The 18,873-nt window shown below is 62.6% G+C and carries 18 protein-coding genes; 4 read left to right on the top strand and 14 right to left on the bottom strand.

Features of this window, described 5'->3' with window-relative positions; genetic code table 11:
* The first annotated feature begins 6 nt into the window (after positions 1-6).
* Both AC58NV_RS06940 and AC58NV_RS06935 read left to right on the top strand, forming a co-directional pair.
* The gene (locus AC58NV_RS06940; RefSeq protein ID WP_497226476.1) at positions 7-1,494 is read left to right on the top strand and encodes a hypothetical protein; all 1,488 of its coding nucleotides are present in this window, start codon (positions 7-9) and stop codon (positions 1,492-1,494) included.
* A 9-nt stretch (positions 1,495-1,503) separates the two neighbouring features.
* Positions 1,504-1,653 (top strand): glycine cleavage T C-terminal barrel domain-containing protein, encoded by a 150-nt coding sequence (locus tag AC58NV_RS06935; RefSeq protein ID WP_497226475.1) that lies wholly within the window; start codon positions 1,504-1,506, stop codon positions 1,651-1,653.
* Positions 1,654-1,721: 68 nt separating this feature from the next.
* On the opposite strand, the gene AC58NV_RS06930 is transcribed toward AC58NV_RS06935, so the two are convergent.
* The 3 genes from AC58NV_RS06930 to AC58NV_RS06920 form a co-directional block, all read right to left on the bottom strand.
* On the bottom strand, positions 1,722-2,987 hold the full coding sequence (locus AC58NV_RS06930; protein ID WP_497226474.1) for an ABC transporter permease: 1,266 nt from the start codon (positions 2,985-2,987) through the stop codon (positions 1,722-1,724).
* Entirely contained in the window at positions 2,984-3,790 is an 807-nt protein-coding gene (locus tag AC58NV_RS06925) for a taurine ABC transporter ATP-binding protein (protein WP_366660730.1), read from the bottom strand. Before AC58NV_RS06925 ends, AC58NV_RS06930 begins: the two co-directional genes overlap by 4 nt.
* Positions 3,791-3,890: 100 nt before the next feature.
* Positions 3,891-4,886: a taurine ABC transporter substrate-binding protein gene (locus AC58NV_RS06920; protein WP_497226473.1), complete on the bottom strand. Its 996-nt coding sequence runs from the start codon at positions 4,884-4,886 to the stop codon at positions 3,891-3,893.
* 207 nt (positions 4,887-5,093) lie between these two features.
* Here AC58NV_RS06920 and AC58NV_RS06915 point away from each other — a divergent pair, with 207 nt between their 5' ends.
* A complete protein-coding gene (locus tag AC58NV_RS06915) occupies positions 5,094-6,065 on the top strand; it encodes a LysR family transcriptional regulator (RefSeq protein ID WP_174145828.1) in 972 nt (323 codons plus the stop codon).
* A gap of 147 nt (positions 6,066-6,212) precedes the next feature.
* The gene (gene hisD / locus AC58NV_RS06910; protein WP_497226472.1) at positions 6,213-7,490 is read left to right on the top strand and encodes a histidinol dehydrogenase; all 1,278 of its coding nucleotides are present in this window, start codon (positions 6,213-6,215) and stop codon (positions 7,488-7,490) included.
* A 21-nt stretch (positions 7,491-7,511) separates the two neighbouring features.
* Here hisD and AC58NV_RS06905 read toward each other — a convergent pair whose 3' ends face one another.
* From AC58NV_RS06905 to AC58NV_RS06855, 11 genes are all read right to left on the bottom strand, one after another.
* The gene (locus tag AC58NV_RS06905; RefSeq protein ID WP_497226471.1) at positions 7,512-8,030 is read right to left on the bottom strand and encodes a nitrous oxide reductase accessory protein NosL; all 519 of its coding nucleotides are present in this window, start codon (positions 8,028-8,030) and stop codon (positions 7,512-7,514) included.
* Positions 8,027-8,848 carry an ABC transporter permease gene (locus tag AC58NV_RS06900; protein WP_497226470.1) on the bottom strand — a complete coding sequence of 274 codons (822 nt, stop codon included), beginning with the start codon at positions 8,846-8,848 and terminating at the stop codon, positions 8,027-8,029. Before AC58NV_RS06900 ends, AC58NV_RS06905 begins: the two co-directional genes overlap by 4 nt.
* Complete coding sequence (locus tag AC58NV_RS06895) at positions 8,845-9,741, bottom strand: ABC transporter ATP-binding protein (protein WP_497226469.1); 897 nt, start codon at positions 9,739-9,741, stop codon at positions 8,845-8,847. Before AC58NV_RS06895 ends, AC58NV_RS06900 begins: the two co-directional genes overlap by 4 nt.
* Positions 9,734-11,002 (bottom strand): nitrous oxide reductase family maturation protein NosD, encoded by a 1,269-nt coding sequence (locus AC58NV_RS06890; protein ID WP_497226468.1) that lies wholly within the window; start codon positions 11,000-11,002, stop codon positions 9,734-9,736. Before AC58NV_RS06890 ends, AC58NV_RS06895 begins: the two co-directional genes overlap by 8 nt.
* A gap of 2 nt (positions 11,003-11,004) precedes the next feature.
* On the bottom strand, positions 11,005-12,912 hold the full coding sequence (nosZ, locus tag AC58NV_RS06885) for a TAT-dependent nitrous-oxide reductase (RefSeq protein WP_497226467.1): 1,908 nt from the start codon (positions 12,910-12,912) through the stop codon (positions 11,005-11,007).
* 11 nt (positions 12,913-12,923) lie between these two features.
* Positions 12,924-15,113 carry a 4Fe-4S binding protein gene (locus tag AC58NV_RS06880; RefSeq protein WP_497226466.1) on the bottom strand — a complete coding sequence of 730 codons (2,190 nt, stop codon included), beginning with the start codon at positions 15,111-15,113 and terminating at the stop codon, positions 12,924-12,926.
* Positions 15,104-15,490, bottom strand: coding sequence for a hypothetical protein (locus AC58NV_RS06875; RefSeq protein ID WP_497226465.1), 387 nt, complete (start codon positions 15,488-15,490; stop codon positions 15,104-15,106). Before AC58NV_RS06875 ends, AC58NV_RS06880 begins: the two co-directional genes overlap by 10 nt.
* Before the next feature lie 217 nt (positions 15,491-15,707).
* Positions 15,708-16,469, bottom strand: coding sequence for an ABC transporter permease (locus tag AC58NV_RS06870; protein ID WP_497226464.1), 762 nt, complete (start codon positions 16,467-16,469; stop codon positions 15,708-15,710).
* Positions 16,466-17,212 carry an ABC transporter permease gene (locus tag AC58NV_RS06865; RefSeq protein ID WP_497226463.1) on the bottom strand — a complete coding sequence of 249 codons (747 nt, stop codon included), beginning with the start codon at positions 17,210-17,212 and terminating at the stop codon, positions 16,466-16,468. The genes AC58NV_RS06870 and AC58NV_RS06865 overlap by 4 nt, the downstream gene beginning before the upstream one ends.
* 9 nt (positions 17,213-17,221) lie before the next feature.
* Positions 17,222-17,986 carry a transporter substrate-binding domain-containing protein gene (locus AC58NV_RS06860; protein ID WP_366660743.1) on the bottom strand — a complete coding sequence of 255 codons (765 nt, stop codon included), beginning with the start codon at positions 17,984-17,986 and terminating at the stop codon, positions 17,222-17,224.
* 39 nt (positions 17,987-18,025) lie between these two features.
* Positions 18,026-18,823, bottom strand: coding sequence for an ABC transporter ATP-binding protein (locus AC58NV_RS06855; protein WP_497226462.1), 798 nt, complete (start codon positions 18,821-18,823; stop codon positions 18,026-18,028).
* Between the last annotated feature and the right edge of the window lie 50 nt (positions 18,824-18,873).

Genomic DNA, 18,873 nt, shown 5'->3' with positions numbered 1-18,873 from the left:
GGTCTGTTGATCGGATTCTACGAGCAGGACTGCAAAACGTGGGGTATGGACGGCATTGACCCGAATTTCGTCAATGCCCTTTGCCCCGATGATCTTGAACGGGTGATGGACGTGCTGGAGGGCGCGTTCGAGCGGATGCCTGCGTTGCGCGAAACCGGCATCCGATCCATCGTGAACGGCCCGATCACCTATAACATCGAGGGCGCGCCGCTGATCGGCCCGATCCCGGGCAAGCGCAACGCTTTCTGCGCCATCGGTTTGCGCGCAGGACTGTGTGAAGGCGGCGGTCACGGCTGGCTGCTGGCGCAGATGATCGTGCATGGCGAGGCCTGCTATGACACCTGGTGCATCGACCCGCGCCGCTTTACCGGCCACACCAATGTGGAGCTGACTGCGCTGAAGGCGATCGAGGATTACCAGAACGAATTCCGCTTCCACTTCCCGCATGAGCACCGCCCGGCGGGCCGCCCGGCCAAGACCACGCCGCTCACTCCTGTGCTGGCAGCCGAGGGTGCGGAGTTCACGGTGGTAAACGGCTGGGAAAGGATGGACTACATCAAGCCGTCAACGGACTTCCATCCCACGCTTAGCTTCACCTTCGACGAGGCCTTCGACGTGGTCGCGGCGGAAGTGAAGAACGTGCAGGAGAACGTGGGCCTGACAGAGGCCAACGGTTTCAACCGGTTTGAAATCACGGGTGCGGACCGCAACAGCTTTCTCGACCGCATATTCTGCGGCACCGTCACCAGACGCGCAAACCGCGTGGGTCTTGGATACCTGCTGAACCACCACGGCATGATCAAGTGTAAGGCCATCGTGGCCAACCTCCCCGCCTCGGACCGTGGGCCGGAACCGGTCTGGTACGGCTCGGCCGCCGCAAGCGAATTCCACGACATGGGCTGTCTGCAAGGCCAGATCCGCGCGGATGAGGAGGTTCAGGTCCGCTCCCTCACCAATGACCAAACCATTCTGGTCCTGGCCGGTCCCCGGGCCCGGGACGTGCTTTCTGCCGGCGCCCGGGGCGATTGGTCGGCTGAGGCCTTCCCCTGGCTGTCGGTACGCGAATGCTTCATTGGCTTTGCCCCGGCCACGGTGATGGGCGTCAGCTTCTCTGGCGAGCTGGCGTATGAGATCCACGTCCCCAACGCCTCGCTCTACGCCGCCTATCTGGCACTGCGGAAGGCCGGTGAGGGGCACGGGCTCAAACTCTTCGGCGCCCGCGCGGTCGAGTCGATGCGCATGGAGAAAGGCTTCCTGCATTGGAAGGCCGACCTGATCACCGAGTTCGATCCTTTCGAGACCGGGCTGGACCGGTTCGTGAAGCTGGAAAAAGGCGATTTCATCGGCCGCGACGCTCTGCTGAAACGTCAGTCCGAAGGCGCCCGCAAGAAGCTGGTCACGCTGCAGATCCACGCCACCCACTCCCCAGCCCACGGCGGTGCCTCACTGATGCAGGGCGACAAGGTCGTAGGCACCGTGACCTCGGGCGATTGAGGCCACCGGGTGGGCAAGAACCTGGCCTATGCCTTTGTTGAGCCGGAACTGGCGGCGGAGGGCAGCACCATGCAGCTCGACCTCTGCGGCGATCTGATTGGTGCAACGGTCATCGCCCCCTCTCCCTATGATCCCGGCTTCGACCGCATCCGCGGCTGAGCTCTTCCCAAACAATAAAACGCCCGGGGCTTTCCCCGGGCGTCTTCCTTGCGAAACTCAGCGTCAGATCAGCTGCGGCCCTTCCACGGCACCAGCCAGTTCTCGGCCTTGCGCATCAGGATGTCGATGCCATAGCCGATGATGCCGATCAGCACGATGCCCATGATCACGATATCGGTCAGCTGGAATTTGGACGCGGCAATGATCATCATGCCCGCGCCCTTCTGCGCGGCAACCAGTTCAGCCGCCACAACTGTGCCCCAGCAGACGCCCATTGCAACCCGCGCGCCGGTGAAGATTTCCGGCAGCGAGTTCGGCACGATGACATGGCGCATGATCTGCCACTTGGAGGCGCCCAGCGAATAGGCCGCGTGGATTTTCGAGATGTTCACCCCGGACACCCCGGCCCGCGCCGCAATCGTCATGATCCAGAGCGCCGCCAGGAACAGCAGAACGATCTTGCCGGTCTCCCAGATGCCGAACCAGATGATCACCAGCGGAATCAATGCCAGCGGCGGCACCGGGCGCATGAACTCGACAATCGGATCGAACCAGCCGCGGAACCAGCCGGATAGGCCCATGGCATAGCCCAGCGGGATACCGACTATGGCGCCGGTCACAAAGCCCGCCACAACCCGCAAGAGCGACCAGCCCAAGTGCTGCCACAGCGAAAAATTCTGATAACCCTCGCTGGCAATTTCAAAGAACCGCGCCACGACTGTTTCAGGTGCCGGAAGCCAGATCGGGTTCATCTGCATTCCACCATGCGGGGTAAAACTGATCGCGCCTTTGCCGGTTAGCGTCACGGTGCCATCACCGGTATCCACCGCACCGCCAGCCGCAATCGGCTCGCCGTTGATCGCAACGATCTTTGCGCCATCCCTGCGTTTGGCCTCGTCATTCTTGTCAAACAGCAGCGTGGTAGACCGCCCGGCCTGTGCTGCCAGCGCGTCGTTCATGGCAAAGCCGCCGCCGCCCTCGACCTCGAACTTCTGGACGTCCTCGCCAAATCCGAAGACCCGCACGGTGACATCCGCGTTATCCGTGGCGCCATCGGCGTCTTCCAGCGTGTAGGTGAAGGTGGTCTCGCCGGTGAACGGCCCTGGCACGTGGATCGGGAACAGTTTGGAGCCTGTGAAGGCCGCCCAGATCACAAAGATCACCAGAACCGAGATGATCGAAGCTGCCCGGTCCGGGCTCACGGCGCTTTCGTCACCGAAGGTCACGGTCTTGAGGCTGGTGAAATCCTGACGCGACTGCATCCCCTTACGGATTATCTGCACCAGGAAGAAGGCGCCGGCAAACAGCGCGATATAAAACAGAAGAACGCTCATGCCACTTGCTCCGTCCGGCCCATGATCTCCTCTTCCATTTCCCAGATCATCGAGAGGATCTCATCGCGGGTTTCGGCAAAGCCTTCAGATTTCTTGACGTCGCGCAGGTCTGCATTCACGCCGCGCTCTGCAAAGGGCAGGTTGTATTCGCGGTGGATGCGGCCGGGCCGCGGCGCCATCACGATCAGCCGCTCGCCCAGCAGCAACGCCTCCTCAACGGAGTGGGTGATCAGGATGATGGTCTTGCCGGTCTCTTTCCAAAGCTTCAGCACCAAGCCCTGCATCTTCTCGCGCGTCAGCGCATCCAGCGCGCCCAGCGGTTCGTCCATCAGGATCACGTCCGGCTCATTGGCCAGGCAGCGGGCCAGTGCCACACGCTGCTGCATGCCGCCCGACAGCTCATAGACCGCCTTTTCCTTGAAGTCCTGAAGACCAACGATTTCCAGCAGATGGTTGGAAATTTTCTCCCGCTCTGCCCGGCCCATGCCCTTCATCCGGGGGCCGAATTCGACATTGTCGCGCACGTTCATCCATTCGAAAAGCGCGCCTTTCTGGAACACCATGCCGCGCTCGGCGTCAGGGCCGGTCACCACATGGCCATTAAGCTCCACCTTGCCTTCGGTAGGAGCCAGAAACCCGGCGAGGATGTTCAGCAGCGTGGTCTTGCCGCAGCCTGACGGGCCCAGCACCGACAGCAGCTCCCCCGCCTGCAAATTCAAAGAAACGTCTTTCAGCGCCTGAACCGAACTGCCGTTGGGCAGGTCAAAACGCATGGAGACACTCTTGATGTCCAGTCCCGACATCGCTTCCCCTTCCTGTTAGCGCCCGTTTGCAGCCGGCCTGCAACGGCGGATGCGGACGGCCCGGAATCCGAGCCGTCCGTCTTTGCCAGATCGTTCTGGCTCAGTTCAACGCGGCTGCCAGCGGTGCACTGTCCACAGCGCCGTCATAGGAATCCAGCGCAGCCTCGATGCTTCCTGCGTTCACGAACACATCCGCCACGCCTTTCATGAAGCTCTGAGCGCCGCCGCCCAGCCATTTCTCGGACAGCTGGTCCTCAGCGGAGGGGAAGCTGAAGGTTGCGATGGTGGCCTCGGCATCGGCCAGATCCATGCCCGCATCCTTGGCAATTACCGGCAGCATCTCGTCCTTGCTGTCGCCTGCATTCCACATTGCGTTGGCATCTGCGGTCACCTTCAGGAACTTGCTTAGAAGAGCGCCCTCATCGGCGATAAAGCCCGCCGGCGCGCTGGTTACGTCGAACACCAGAATGCCCAGCTCTTCCTTCTCGGCGCCTGTCAGCAGCACATTGCCGTGCTCCAGCATCCGCCGCAGCGCACCGCCCCAGCCGCAGACCATGTCCAGGTTGCCCTGGGCAAATGCCGCCGCGCCATCCGCAGGTGCCATGTCGACGATCTCCATCGAGCCGACATCAACACCGAAATGCGCCATCTGCGACAGGAAGCCGTAGTGCGCAGCGGTGCCGATCGGCACACCCACTTTCTTGCCAGTCAGCTCGCCGGCGTTGTCCTTGTCGATTTCCAGCGCTTCAGCCACCACGCAGTTGTCGTTGTCGGAGTAGCTGACCGCCACATCTACCGTCTGGATGTCCTGCCCGGCAGAGGTCGCAACCACAAAGGGCGGCACACCTTGGCTTACCGCAATCTGCACATCGCCCGAGGCCATTGCCGCAGACATCGCGGTACCGGTGTCAAAGGAGACCCAGTTGATCTTGACCCCCATTTCTTCTTCATAAGTGCCATTGGCCTTGGCAAACTGGAACGGCATCGGCCATTCCAGGAAATAGGCCACTGTGATTTCATCCAGGGCCGAGGCCTGTGTCGCTGAAAACGCAGCAGCGGCTGCGCAGGCTGTTGAAAGCAGATACTTTTTGATCATATTAATCGTTCTCCCAGTTGTCACGCCTGGCTCGTTCCATGCGGGCCTTAAGGCTCTGATTTTTGCACGGCAAACCTTATCCGGGAAGAGAATTCGCTGTAGAATAAAATTACTCTTGCAGAGAAAGTAAAACTCAGTTTCGATTTTTTCGCATGTATTGGCGCATTTCTGTGGATAGCATAAGCAAACCGCTAGGGAGGGCTGAAAATGCAAAAGACGCTGAGTCTGCGCTGGCTGGAAGTTTTCCAGCTGATCTCGAAGTCCGGGTCGATACAGAAAGTCGCGGCGGAAACCGGGCTCTCGATCAGTACTGTGTCCAACCATCTTCGAAGTCTTGAAAACGCGCTTGGCGTAGACTTGGTGGACCACACCCGGCGCCCGATGGGGTTGACTCCCGCAGGGGTGGTCTTTGCCCGTTATGTCTACGACGGGCTGATGACGCTAAGGCGCGGCGAGGCGGAAATGCGTTCCGGCAGCTGGCAGCATGCTACCGACCTGCGCATGGCGCTGCTGGATGATTTTGACAATGAGGTCGGCCCGGAACTGTTCCAGTTCCTCTCCACTGCTCTGCCGCGCTGCAGTTTCCGGCACTACACCCGCCCCAGCCACGAGATCATCGAAAAGCTGCAGGCGCAGAAGCTGGACGCAGGCGTTGCCACCCGACCGTCAGGGCTGCTGCCCGATCTGATCGAATACCCGCTGATGCGCGACCCGTTCATTCTAGTGGTGCCGGCAGGCTACACAGGCAGCGTCGATGAACTGACCAAACACGGAGCACCGTTGCCCTTCTTACGCTATTCCCGCGATCACACCATCGGCAAGCAGATCGAGACCCAGCTGACCCGGCTCAAAATCGCGCTGCCCAACAGGTTTGAGCTGGAATGCAACCAGTCGATCATCGGCCTGGTGTCCGAGGGAAGCGGCTGGACCGTCACCACCGCCGCCAGCTACCACCGCGCCCAGCGCTTCCACGAAAAAGTCAAAGTGGTGCGCTTTCCGGGGAAAAGCTTTGCCCGAACAGTGTCTCTGTTCACCACCAGCGTCTATCCCGCTGCCACGTCGCAGCTGATTCACGAGGCCCTGCAGAAGTCCCTGCGGCATCACTTTACCGACCCGATCATCCAGCGCTTTCCTTGGCTGGGCGAGGAATTCCGGACGCTGCCCTCAGGCGCAGGCTGACCGCTAGGGCAATTAGAAACAAACATCCGTGTTTTTCGAAACCCTTGGGTCGCGGCTTGACCGTCCGGCCCGCCAGCCGCTGTCTTAGGCGCAATCCGCGCTGTGCGCTTCCCGCGCATCCGGCGGCTGTTCGAGGAATTTGGAAACATGGCAATCACCTATCTGAAACAGGCACCGGCGCGCCCCGCCGCTGAAAGCAGCGACATCCGTGACACCGTCGCCGTGATGCTCGCCAACATCCAGCGCGAAGGCGAGGAAGCGGTGCGCCGCTATGCGGAAAAGCTGGACGGCTGGACCGGCCCGATCGTGGTGACAGACACCCAGCGCCGGGCCGCCTGCAACCGGGTTTCGCAGCAGACCAAGGAAGACATCCAGTTCGCACACGCCAATATCCGCCGCTTTGCCGAGGCGCAGAAGGCCACGATGGGTGAATGCGAAGTGGAAGTGATCCCCGGCCTGATCGCGGGCCAGAAGCAGATTCCGGTGTCCAGTGCCGGCTGCTATGTGCCGGGCGGCCGCTACAGTCATATCGCCAGCGCGCTGATGACCATCACCACCGCCAAGGTGGCCGGCGTGCCGCATATCACCGCGGTCTCCCCGCCGCGCCCCGGCAGCGGCATTCCCGACGCCATCGTCTATGCCATGGACCTGTGCGGTGCTGATCTGGTCCTGAACCTCGGCGGGGTGCAAGGCATTGCCGCCTTGGCCCGGGGCCTGTTTGGCGCCCAGCCAGCCGACATCCTGGTCGGCCCCGGCAATTCCTATGTGGCAGAGGCCAAGCGGATGCTGTTCGGCGAGGTCGGCATCGACATGTTTGCAGGCCCCACCGACTCTCTGGTCATCGCCGACCACACCGCCGATGTGGAAACCGTCGCCTGGGATCTGGTCAGCCAGGCCGAACACGGCGCTGACAGCCCGGTCTGGCTGGTCACCACCAGCGAAGCGCTGGCCAAGGGCGTCATGGCCCGCGCGCAGGCGCTGATTGACCGGCTTCCGGAACCCAACCTCTCTGCCGCCCACCGCGCCTGGCACGAACGCGCTGAGGTGGTCCTGTGCGGCAACCGGGAAGAGGCCGCTCTGGTGGCTGACCGCTACGCGCCTGAGCATTTGCAGGTGCAGGCCGAGGGTCTCGACTGGTGGCTGGACCGCCTCACCGCCTATGGCTCGCTGTTTCTGGGCAAGGAGACCACGGTGTCCTTCGGCGACAAGACCTCAGGTCCCAACCACGTGCTGCCCACCAGCGGTGCTGCGCGCTATACCGGCGGGCTGTCGGTGCACAAGTTCACAAAGACCGTTACCTGGCAGCGCTGCAACGCCGCCGCCTCGCATGAGCTGGCCCAGCGAACAGCCCGCATCAGCCGGATGGAAGGCATGGAGGGCCACGCCATCGCCGCTGAGATGCGGCTGCATCCGGAGACGGTTTGAGGCCCTATAGAGACGCTCGTCTCAGGACGGTGTCTCTAGCTGCTGGTCCAGATCAACCGGCCCCAGCACCGCCTCGTCAGGAATCCCCTCGAACCCGGCGACAGAGCCACCATAGCGCTCAGCAAACCGCGCGGCGCCCTCAGGCGAAGCAAAGGGGACGACTTCCGGCGCCCCCATGCCGCCGGCGACGTTGGAGCCGACCACGAAATGCGCCTGCCTGGCATCGATCCAATTCTTGGTGCCAGGATGTTCCCAGCTTGGTGCCGCACCCATGTCGCTCACGTAGATGGCGGTGATTTCCGCATCGCGCTCCGGGCTTTTCACGTAGGCCGCCAGATCGCGCACCTGGGCAAAGAACAGAGGTGCCGGGAAGCCGTCCAGATGGATTTGCCCCTTCGGGCCGCCGTGTTCAGCGACATTCATCTGGCAGAAGTAACTGAGCGCAACTTCGGTCAGCTCCACCGGCGCAGGCGCCGCTTTTGACTCTTCCTCCTGGCAGGCAGACACCACCAATGCGGCAGCAAGGATCAGACGTTTCATGGCTCCACCCTCCGGAATGCGGCGCAGGCCAGCAGGAAACCCAGCACAGGCCATAACAGGAGCGACAGAGGCGCGGCCCAGCCCGGCAGCGCACTCGCCGCCCCTGCCATGCCGCTGGACAAGGCCACACTTTTCGAGGCCGCTACATTCCACAGCCGGAACGCATCCGCCGGGTTGGCAACCATCACCCACGGGAAAATCTTCTGGGTGAATAGCCCGCCGGTGTCCATCACTACGGCCCCAAGCAGGCCAAGGTCATAGAGCACCACAAACACCAGCCACACGCCTGCCGACAGGCCGGCCGCAGCCGTGGCTCCGCTGGAAAGCGCCGACAAAGCATAGCCCAGCACCAGGAACACCGCGCCCAACAGGATCGAGGTCAGCACCAGCCGCCCCAGCGCCAGCAGGCTCTCGGGACCGGCGCCGCCAAACCAGGCGGCCACGGCTCCGGCTGCGCCAAAACCGATGCACATTGCCACCGCAAGGGCCGCCAGATGCGCCATCAGCTTGCCCAAGAGGATCTCGGCCCGTCCCGCCGGATAGGCCAGGAGCAGGGCAAGGCTGCCCCGGTCCCGGTCGCCCGCCACCGCGTCAAACCCCATCATCAGCGCCAGAAGCGGCGCCAGATAGACTGACAGGGTAGTCATCGAGGCCACCGAGACCGTCAGCATGTCCACCCCCAGCGTCCCCGTCGGCGCAGAGCCGGCAAAGGACAGCGCCAGCGCGAAGGCCAGCATGATCAGCGTCGCCATGACCAGCCAGCGGTTGCGGCGCAGGATCAGCATCTCGGCACGGGCAATGGCAAAGGCACGTCTCATTTGCGGTCCTCCCCTGAATAATGGCGATATAGGTCTTCCAGCCGCGGCGGGACCATGTCGATATCGGCTACTGCGTCACCCATGGCGGCAATCCTGCGCAGCTCGGTCATCTTGTCCTGCGGCGCGCACAGGATTTCGACCGAGGCGCCGTTAATCCGCCGCCCGCCCGTTTCAGTCGCGATCCGGTCAGCTTGCGCGCCGCTGGCCTGCACCCGCAGCTTGACCGGAAGCCCGGCCTGCGCCGACAGGCCCGCCAGCGTGTCGTCCGCCACCTTCACGCCTTTGCGCAGAATCGCGATGCGGTCGGTGCGCGCCTCCACCTCCGTCAGCGCGTGGGAGGCGATCAGCACTGCCGCACCCTGCTCTGCCAGTTCGTTGATGATGGCATAAAGGTCCTGGCGCGAGATCGGGTCCAACCCGCTGGTGGGTTCATCCAGCAGCGCCAGTTTCGGGCGGCCTAGCAACACCTGCGCCAGCCCCAGCCGCTGCCGCATCCCCTTGGAATAAGCGCCGATGCGGCGGTGCATCGCCTCGCCCAGCCCGACCCGCTCCAGGAGGACCTCGATGTCTGCGCGTTCCCCGGCAAGGCGGGCAAACAGCGCCAGCTGTTCATACCCGGTCAGCGCCGGGTGAAAACTGACTGCCTCGGGCAGAAAGGCCGTGGCCGCCCGTGCCGCCGCACTGCCAGGCGCCGCGCCGCAGATGCGGATGCTGCCGCCCTCATGCCGGATCAGCCCCAGCACCGCCTTGATCAAGGTCGACTTTCCCGCGCCGTTGTGCCCCAGCAGCGCCAGCCGCTCACCTGGCGCAATGTCCAGGTCGATGCCATGCAGCACCTGCGTTTTGCCGCGGAATTTGTCCAGCGTGCGGATTTGCAGGGGAGAGTTATCCATCCTGTTCAACCTTTCTGGCGGCCCCGGGCCGCTCTGGCCGCATCAGCGGGTGGCTGTCGATCACCCCGCCGGGCAGCAGCGCGGGAAACGCCGACTGCGACCAGCGCACCAGCTGCACCGCGGGCGATCCCATCAGCAGCTTCGCCGCCGGCTGGGTCCACAGCACGTGGTCCATGCTGTCATTCGGACGGTAGGGCGCATCGGCGATGCCATCCCCGTCCACATCAAAACCTGCGAAATCAGACCAGTAGTTGCCCTGGCCTTCCTCGCTCCATTCCACCCATTTGGTGGAGACGAATTTCACCTGATGCCGGTTGCCGACAAAGGCGTTCCCGACCATCCAGTTGCCGTCGCTGCCTGCGGTGAAGTGAATGCCGATGCCGCAACCCTCGAACCAGTTGCCGGAGAAATCATTCTTGTGCGCGTTATAGAGGAAGGTGCATTTGTCCTTGGCGCCCTTCACATAGTTGCCGCGCACCTCGCCCTGGTTGGCATAGTTCAGCATCACCCCGTGATCGCGGTCATTCAGCGAGACATTCCCGGTCACCTTGACCCGTTTCGAGAACATCACCGCATAACCCAGGTGATTGCCGATCGAGACATTCCCCGACACCTCGGAATTATCGGCATACATGTAATGCACCGCGAAACGCAGATCGCGGAAAGTGTTGTTAGTGAAGCTGTTCTTCTTGGAACTGTTCACAAAGATCCCGTCACGGCCAAAGCGGATGTCGTTGCCGTCCACCACCGCACCCGGCGCGTTCCAGACATAGACCCCGTTGCCGCGGGCATTCATGTGCCGGTCCAGGCGCCCCTCGATCCGGTTGCCCTGCACCAGGCTGTCCCGGGCGCCGTGAATATCCACACCGTACAGGTTGCTCAGCAGCACGTTATTGAGGATCTGCGGCGCCTTTGCGGTCTTGGTCAGCTTAATGCCGCTGTCGATCTCCTGATGCGAAGAGCCGGAGCCAACAACGGTCAGGTTCTGAACGGTCACGCCCGGCCCAGTCACGGTGATCACCGATCCCTTGCCCTGCCCGTCCAGCGTGGCGTGGCCCTGCCCGTCCAGAATGACAGGCCGGTCCAGCACCAGGGTTTCGGCATAGTCGCCGGGGGCGAGGCGGAGGGTGTCGCCATCCGCTGCCTGCGCCAGTGTTTCAGCGATGGCCCCTGCCCGGTTGGGCACATCCCAATCCGCCGCCCAGGCGGGCGCCAGGCCGGCAAGGGCCGCAACCAGAGATATGGGCAGGAGCCGTTTCATGGTTACGCGCTCCGCGGCTCGACCAGCATCCGGCCGCGCATCTCCATGTGTAGCGCGTGGCAGAACCACTGGCAGTAGTACCAGTGCACGCCGGGACGCTCAGCCACAAAGGTGACAGAGGCGGTGGCCATCGGGCCCACTTCCATCGCGATGCCGAAGTTCGACAGGCAGAAGCCGTGGGTCAGGTCGTCAATATCATCCAGGTTGGTGACATAAACGGTGACCTCGTCGCCCTGTTTGACGGTGAACTTCTCAAGGCTGAAGTTCGGCGCCTGGCTGGACATGTAGACCCTTACCTTGTCGCCATCGCGCACGATGGTGTCCTGATAGTCGTCCAGATCGACGCCATCCGCCTCTGCCTGCTTACGAGCGTCTTCCCACATCGGGTCGTTGCGGTCCCAGATGCTGGCCGGGTTCACCTTAGAGCGGTGCACGATGATCGAGTCATGCGGCTCAGCAAAGGTCGGCCCGTCGTGCACCACCTTCATCTTGTCGCCGGAGATGTCGATCAGCTGCTCGTTCTCGGGCTTCAGCGGACCGACGTTCAGGAACCGGTCCTTGGAGAACTTGTTCATAGAAATCAGCCACTTGCCGTCCGCCTCGGCGGTTTCACCCATCGAGGTGGAGTTGTGGCCCGGCTGATACTGCACATCGACCTTGTCGAGGATCGGGTCCACGTCGGCGCCCGCATAGGCCTCGATCGCCTTGGCGATGTCCCATTTCACCACCTGGCTGTCCAGGAACAGGGTGGTGTAGGCATAGCCGCGGTTGTCGAAGGCGGTGTGAAGCGGGCCAAGGCCCAGCTGCGGTTCCGCCACAATTGCCGAGCGCGGATCGGCGTCCGCATCAAACAGCGCGTCCAGCTTCTCGACGTCGATCACCGAAACGGTCGGCGACAGCTTGCCGTTGACGCAGACGTGCTTTTTGTCCGGTGCGGTGTTGATGCCGTGCGGCGAATTCGGGATCGGAATGTAGCGGGTCAGCTTGCCTGGCGCGCCCTTGCGGCCATCAACCACCTTGGCGCCGTTCAGCTCCTCATACTCGCCGGCCTCAATCGCTGCCTCGATGGCTGCGATGTTGAAGACAACAACGTGGTCCAGCTCGTTCTCGGTCATCTCGGCCAGGGTCATACCCATTTCCGAGTTGTAAGAGGTCGAGTAGGCGTATTTGCCCTGATAGTCGCAGTCGGTGTTGTCCAGGTTGCCCGAGACAATCACCTGCCAGGCGACTTCCATGGTGTCGCCATCGATGGCGGAGAAGATGTTCACATACTGCGACGGATCATCCAGGATCTGGCCGTCGTTGATCAGCGGCGCCTCGTGCTCGCCGTTGGCAAAGACATAACCGGTGCGCGGGAATTTCTGCGGGCGCAGGCCGTGGATGTCCTTGGCGTTGGGGATCTCGATGATCTTGTCGCATTTCATCACATCGCAACGCACGCGGGCGACGCGGGTGTTGGCCTTGTCGTTCATGAACAGGTAGCGGCCGTCATAGGTGCCATCGGTGAACGACATATGCGGGTGGTGCAGGTCGCCGTTGTCGTAGGTTTCCTTGCCGTTTGCGGCCAGGAATTCCTTGGTGTCTGGAAGCAGGCCTTCGGTCAGGATCTTCTTGGATTCGTTGGTCTGGCCCCAGCCGGTGGCAGAGCAGCGGTTGAACACCGGGATCCGCATCAGCTCGCGCATCGACGGCACGCCCAGAATGCGCAACTCGCCGGTCTGGCCCGAGGACCAGAAGCCATAATATTCATCCAGTTCGCCTGGCGCCAGGTTGACGCCGGCGGCTTGTGCAGGCTTGGCGCCCAGCAGGGCGGAGCCGGCACCGGTGGCCGCCAGAACGGCACCAGAGGCAGTGGCCCCCAGAAGGCCGCGGCGGGTGACGGGCAGTTTGTTTTTCAGGTCTTCAGACATGATGTCCTCCTTCAGGAAACTTTGATCCTGTTCGCGTTGGGGTGATTGGTCGGCGGTCGGCCCAAAGTTACGTCTGGCGCAGGGCTGCCGGTCTTGGCCCGGCGTTTCAGCTGTTTGATCACAACCGGGCATTTGGCTTCGGATTGATACAGAACCTGGCAATGCAGGCAGTTCACGCATTCGTTCGGGTTGATCTCACCGGTGGGGTGGATGGCCTGAACGGGGCACTCGTTGGCACAGGTCTGGCAGGGGCTGCCGCATTCCTTGTAGCGGCGCAGCCAGTCAAACATGCGCACCCGGGCCGGGATCGCCAGCGCGGCGCCCAGCGGGCACAGGTAGCGGCAATAGAACCGTTCAATGAACAGGCCGGCCAGCAGCAGCACCACAGCAAAGACCACAAACGGCCAGTCGCGCACGAACTTCAGGATGATCGCGGTCTTGAACGGCTCCACTTCGGCATAAGTCTCCGCCAGCGGGATCGAGACCATCGAGATGCCGAACAGACCAAGAAAGATCATGTATTTTGCAGGCCACAGGCGCTCATGCAGGCCCCACGGCAGGGTGATCTGCGGCACCTTGAAGGCACGGGCGATCTTGTTGGTCAGCTCCTGCAGGGCACCGAACGGGCACAGCCAGCCGCAATAGGCGCCCCGGCCCCAAAACAGCAGTGCTGCGGCAACAGCAAACCATTGGATGAAGACCAGCGGATCCAGCAGAAAGGCATCCCAGGAGAAACCGCTGCGCAAGGACCCAGCCAGCGCCATCAGGTTCACCACGCTCAGCTGTGCATTGGCGTACCAGCCCAGGAACACCAGGGTGACGGTCAGGTATCCGACACGGAACCAGTAGAAGGTGCGCGCATTCACGGTCGCCTGGAACTGGAAGAAAAATACCCCCGTCAGCACCAGAAGCATCACGCCCAGCACACCGATCTCGACGGTGCGGTCCTTCCAGATCCGCTGCCACAGCGCCGCCTTGGCCGCAGCTTCGCCGGTGTCGTCCTCCACGACCTTGGGTGCAGGCGCGGCGGGCAGAAGGTACTGCTCCGGCAGCTTGTAGCCCAGGTCAAAGGTCAGGAACGCCCGCTCCAGCGCGCCCACGGACCGCTGCACCAAAAGCTGCAGGCGGAACGGCTCAGCCGGATCGAATTCCGCATCCGCCGGAATTTTGAACAGGTCCAGCTCACCGAAGCTGGGGCTGTCCGCAGTGGCCAGCTCGCCCAGCCGCTTGTGCTGGCGGTCGAAGAAGCGCACCGAAGCATCGCCCTGGATCAGCTGGATGCGGTCAAAGATACCGCCTCGGACATAGCCGGAGCCCTTGAAGCTGTAGCTGCCCCGTCCCAGCACCAGAATGGCGTGCTCGCCCTTGTCCAGCCAGGCCTTGAGGTTCTGGTACTCCGCTTCGCCCAGCAGCGACTTGCCAATCGAGGGCACGGAAACCAGCGCCATTTGCATGTCGATGAAGGTCTCATCCGGCGCGCCACGCTCACGCCGCCGGATCGCGCGCTGATCGCCGGTGGCTTCAAATGCTGCGTTGATCTGGCCAACGTCCAGTGTCATCCGCCGCACAGAGCCGTCGCCGGCCAGCGTGGTCCAATCCGCGACCTCCTCGCGGGCCATGTCGACCTCGCGCTTCGGCCCGTCCGGCTGCACCGGAGACAGCCCGCCCAGCCCCAGCGCGCGGGCCACTTTTATGCCGGCCCGGACCAAGCTGTCGTCGATAACCATGATGGTCACCGTCGCACCCGAGATGATGTCGAGATCATGAGCATCGCCGCCTGCCGCCGCTTCGGCCTTCAGGTCCAGCCCGGCATAGCTTTCGGTCAGCTTGACCATCTTGGAATTGGGGATGCCGATCAGCACGATGGGTTCGGAGTGCTTGACCAGCTTCACGCCCGTCAGCACCGCATCGGTGTCAATCGCCGCTACTACATGGATCGGCTTGCCGCTGTATCCGGTGGTGCCGACAAAATCGGAGGTCAGGAAGGCATAGGCGACCGTTTCGCCTGCCTTCAGCACCGGCGCCACCGGCACATCGGCGCGAACTGGGCCGAACGCCTCGGCGCCGGGCATCAGATCATTGGGTGTCAGTTCTGTCAGGAAGGAGTCGAGGCTGTCTGCCTCAGCCACCGCTGCAAAAAGGGCGGCGAATGTCATCACAAGGGCTGTCAGCCAGCCCCGGAAGGCGCGTGTCAGGACCATGGCGCCTCTCCTTTGTCTTGAGTGGCTGCCACGGACGCGCGGAACGCGCGTTCGGATTCTATCTCTGTCACCAGCGGAGGCCCGCGGCCGTCATGCCAGTATTGCGCAGGATTCGGCTGCACCCCGGTTCCTGCAGGCAATAGCACGGCGCAATCTGCCGCCCGGCTGATGCCGGATGGCTGCAGGCTTACCTTCCCTGCCCCATTTTCTGCCGCGCAGAGGGCGCATGTGCTGCACTTGGGGCAATCCTGCTTTTCTTCGCTGCCCTCGGCAACGACTTGAATCTCCACCACGCCGAATTCGCCGCAAATCTCGATCCACTCGCCACCAGCTGCTGCCTGCCCCGCACTAGGGAAGGCCACCTGCAGCACCAGCATGAAAACCGCGCACATTCCCGCCAGCCGCCGGGCAAACCCGGCGCGACAGGCAGAAGATGTGAAAAGGGTGCGCGGCATCTGTTACAAGATTCTCTTGCTGCATTCGCCGCCGACACTAGAGGGAACGTCAGTGCCGTTATTTGATGTATGTCAGATAAACCTGATTTTTTCTGAACGTTCTCCGGCCGCCCGCAGAACAGCCTAACCCTCCGGCATTTCAGCCTTTCTCAAGCCGCCGGAAGGCCAGGGCAATCACGCCAGCAATCGCCATGTAGACCAGCGCCAGCAGCAACAGCGGTTCATAGACAATGAACGTATCGGCCCGCACGCGCGAAGATACCGCATAGATTTCCATCACCGTGATCGTCGCCACCAGCGGCGTCGCCTTCAGTTGCAGGATAGTCTCGCCGCCCAGGGTCGGCAGCACGTTGCGCACAGCCTGCGGCAGCCAGATCCGGCGGAACATGGTGAAGCGCGGCATGCCGAATGATTTCGCGGCCTCCAGCTGCCCCTTGGCCACGCCGGAAAACGCGCCCCGCATGACCTCTCCCTCATAGCCCGCATAAGACAGCGTCAGCGCCAGCACCGCGTAGGGCCAGGCCTGACGCAGATAGGGCCACAGTTCAGAGGAGCGGATCCAGGGAAACTGCGGAAACAGCGAGCCCAGCCCGTAATAGAGCAGCCAGATTTGCAGCAGCAGCGGTGTGCCGCGGATGATAGTGCAGAAAGTGCGCGCCGGGATCGACAGGTACCATGGGCCAACCGCCTGCGCCAATCCCAGTGGCACCGCCAGCAGGAAGCCCAGAAAGGTCGAGACCGCCAGGATCCAGACCGTGGCCCACAGCCCCTCCAGCGCCAGGGGCGCGTATTTCGGGATCCAGTCCCAGCGCAGCGCAAAAGTGCACCACATCACCAGCGCCGCAAAGCCCAGCATCATCACGATGCGGTGAGGCTGCATCAGGTCCTTCAGGCTGATCATCGCGCGCCCCCCTTCAGCGAGGGCTGGCCGCGCCGTGCCCATTTCTCAACCCGTGCAAAGACCGCGCCGGAGCACAAAGTCACCACCAGATACAGAAAACCCGCCGCCAGGAAGAAGGTGAAATAGGCCCGTGTACTGCTCGCCGCCTGACGGGTCTCCAGGGTCAGCTCATTAAAGCCGACCACCGCCAGCAGCGCCGTGTCCTTGGTGGCAATCAGCCACAGATTCGCCAGCCCCGGCACCGCAAAGCTCATCATCGCCGGGATCGTCACCCGCCGCATGATCATGAAGGCGGGCATGCCATAGGATTTCGCCGCCTCGATCTGACCCACAGGCACCGCCTTGATAGCACCGCGCAGCACTTCGGTGGCATAAGCTCCCTGCACTACACCCAGCACCCAGATGCCGGCCGCAACGCCGTTGATTTCGATCCGGCCGCCGCCCATCGCCTCAGAGATCTTGTTGATGATGTCGCTGCCCACGTAATAGAGGATCAGGATCAGCACCAGTTCCGGCACCGCCCGGATCACCGTGGTGTAGATGGCGAGAAGGTCACGCGTGACCTTCCCGCCGTAGAGTTTGCCATAGGCTCCGAACAGCCCGATCACCAGCCCCAGCCCAAAAGCGCCAAAGGCGATCTGCAGGGAGTTGGCAAGCCCGCGCAGCAGGTTGCCCCCCCAGCCCGACAGCGACAGCAGCTCCGCGCTGGCGCCGAAGCCCAGCAGTTCGAACAGTCCGGTCACGTCAGCGCCTTAGTAGATGCTGGTGGTGAAATATTTGGCAGTGATCTTCTCGTGGGTGCCATCGGCCAGGATCGCCGCGATGCCCTTGTTCAGCGCTTCGCGCAGCGCGTCGTCACCCTTGCGCACGCCAGCACCCACACCGCGGCCCAGGATCGCCGGGTCATCCGCCACCGCGCCCTTGATCTCGCAGCAGCCGCCGGTGTCGGATCCGACGAAATCCGCCATTGCGATGCTGTCCGCCTGTGTCGCGTCGATACGTCCCGCAAACAGATCCTGGTTGGCCTCATCCTGGGTCTGGTAAACCTTCAGCTCGGCATCCTTGAAGTATTCCTGCGCATAGGCCTGGTGGATGGTCGAGGCCTGGATGCCGACAATCTTGCCCGCCAGAGATTCCGGCGTCGGCGCAATGTCCATCGACTTGTCCGCCACGATCACCGCCGGGGTGTTGTAATAGGGATCGGAGAAATCGATTGTCTTCATCCGCTCCTCGGTGATCGACATAGAGGCCATGATGGCGTCGATCTGCTGGCCGGTCAGCGACGGAATGATGCCGTCCCAGGCCACCGGCGTGATCACGCAGTCCAGTTCAGCCGCGGCGCAGACGGCGCCAATCACCTCGACCTCCCAGCCGACCCAGTTGCCGGAGCTGTCGAGCGACGCAAACGGCGGATAGGGTTCGGCAGCGATGCCGATTTTCACTTGTTCAGCAGCAGCCGCACCAGCGGACAGAGCGGCAGCCGCGGTTGCCGCGGCAAGCAATGCTTTCAGTTTCATCTTCTTCTCCCAGTTGGTTTTTATTTTGGTGGTAGTGGATCAGGCAACCGAGCTCAGGAATTGCTTCAGCCGGTCTGATTGCGGATTGCCAAAGACCTCGGCAGGTGGCCCCTGCTCTTCAATGCGGCCCTGGTAAAGGTAGACAACGTGGTTCGCGACTTCGCGGGCGAATTTCATCTCATGGGTCACCAGCAGCATGGTGCGCCCCTCGGCGGCCAGATCGCGGATCACCGTCAGCACCTCGCCCACCAGTTCAGGGTCAAGGGCAGAGGTCGGTTCATCAAACAACATCGCGGACGGGTCCACCGCCAGTGCGCGGGCAATCGCCGCCCGCTGCTGCTGGCCGCCGGACAGATAGGCGGGATAAGTGTCCTCTTTGCCGCCCAGCCCCACCCGGTTCAGCAGCTCATGCGCCCGCGCGACGGCCTCGGCCTTAGGCACCTTCAGCACATGCACCGGCACCTCGATCACGTTTTCCAGTAGCGTGCGGTGAGTCCACAAGTTGAACTGCTGGAACACCATCGCCAGCTTGGTCCGGATGCGTTCGATCTGCTTCTGGTTTGCCGGGCTGCCATCACCCCGCATCGCCACTTCCTCGTCGCCGATCACGATCTTGCCGGAGCTCGGCGTCTCCAGAAAATTGATGCAGCGCAGCATGGTGGATTTGCCGGAGCCGGAGCCGCCGATGATCGCCACCACATCGCCCTGATGCGCGGTCAGATCAACACCCTTCAGCACTTCCAGATTGCCGAACGACTTGTGCAGATCCTCGACCCGGATCGCCTCCCGGCGCGTATCGGTTTCCGGAACTGATGCGGCTGCTGCGGCTGTGTCCATCTTTGCGTCTTCCCGAATTTTCCGATTGCAGTAAGCCGCGACTCGAGTAA

This window comes from Leisingera sp. ANG49 (assembly GCF_059694505.1).
This window is presented reverse-complemented; position numbering and strand designations above follow the sequence as displayed.

Excerpts from the sequence above, each read along its gene's own strand:
- AC58NV_RS06880 (WP_497226466.1), bottom strand. The coding sequence starts at position 15,113 with ATGGTCCTGACACGCGCCTTCCGGGGCTGGCTGACAGCCCTTGTGATG.
- AC58NV_RS06860 (WP_366660743.1), bottom strand. The coding sequence starts at position 17,986 with ATGAAACTGAAAGCATTGCTTGCCGCGGCAACCGCGGCTGCCGCTCTG.
- AC58NV_RS06925 (WP_366660730.1), bottom strand. The coding sequence starts at position 3,790 with ATGTCGGGACTGGACATCAAGAGTGTCTCCATGCGTTTTGACCTGCCC.
- AC58NV_RS06930 (WP_497226474.1), bottom strand. The coding sequence starts at position 2,987 with ATGAGCGTTCTTCTGTTTTATATCGCGCTGTTTGCCGGCGCCTTCTTC.
- nosZ (WP_497226467.1), bottom strand. The coding sequence starts at position 12,912 with ATGTCTGAAGACCTGAAAAACAAACTGCCCGTCACCCGCCGCGGCCTT.
- hisD (WP_497226472.1), top strand. The coding sequence starts at position 6,213 with ATGGCAATCACCTATCTGAAACAGGCACCGGCGCGCCCCGCCGCTGAA.
- AC58NV_RS06855 (WP_497226462.1), bottom strand. The coding sequence starts at position 18,823 with ATGGACACAGCCGCAGCAGCCGCATCAGTTCCGGAAACCGATACGCGC.
- AC58NV_RS06905 (WP_497226471.1), bottom strand. The coding sequence starts at position 8,030 with ATGAAACGTCTGATCCTTGCTGCCGCATTGGTGGTGTCTGCCTGCCAG.
- AC58NV_RS06900 (WP_497226470.1), bottom strand. The coding sequence starts at position 8,848 with ATGAGACGTGCCTTTGCCATTGCCCGTGCCGAGATGCTGATCCTGCGC.
- AC58NV_RS06870 (WP_497226464.1), bottom strand. The coding sequence starts at position 16,469 with ATGATCAGCCTGAAGGACCTGATGCAGCCTCACCGCATCGTGATGATG.
- AC58NV_RS06890 (WP_497226468.1), bottom strand. The coding sequence starts at position 11,002 with ATGAAACGGCTCCTGCCCATATCTCTGGTTGCGGCCCTTGCCGGCCTG.
- AC58NV_RS06875 (WP_497226465.1), bottom strand. The coding sequence starts at position 15,490 with ATGCTGGTGCTGCAGGTGGCCTTCCCTAGTGCGGGGCAGGCAGCAGCT.
- AC58NV_RS06895 (WP_497226469.1), bottom strand. The coding sequence starts at position 9,741 with ATGGATAACTCTCCCCTGCAAATCCGCACGCTGGACAAATTCCGCGGC.
- AC58NV_RS06920 (WP_497226473.1), bottom strand. The coding sequence starts at position 4,886 with ATGATCAAAAAGTATCTGCTTTCAACAGCCTGCGCAGCCGCTGCTGCG.
- AC58NV_RS06915 (WP_174145828.1), top strand. The coding sequence starts at position 5,094 with ATGCAAAAGACGCTGAGTCTGCGCTGGCTGGAAGTTTTCCAGCTGATC.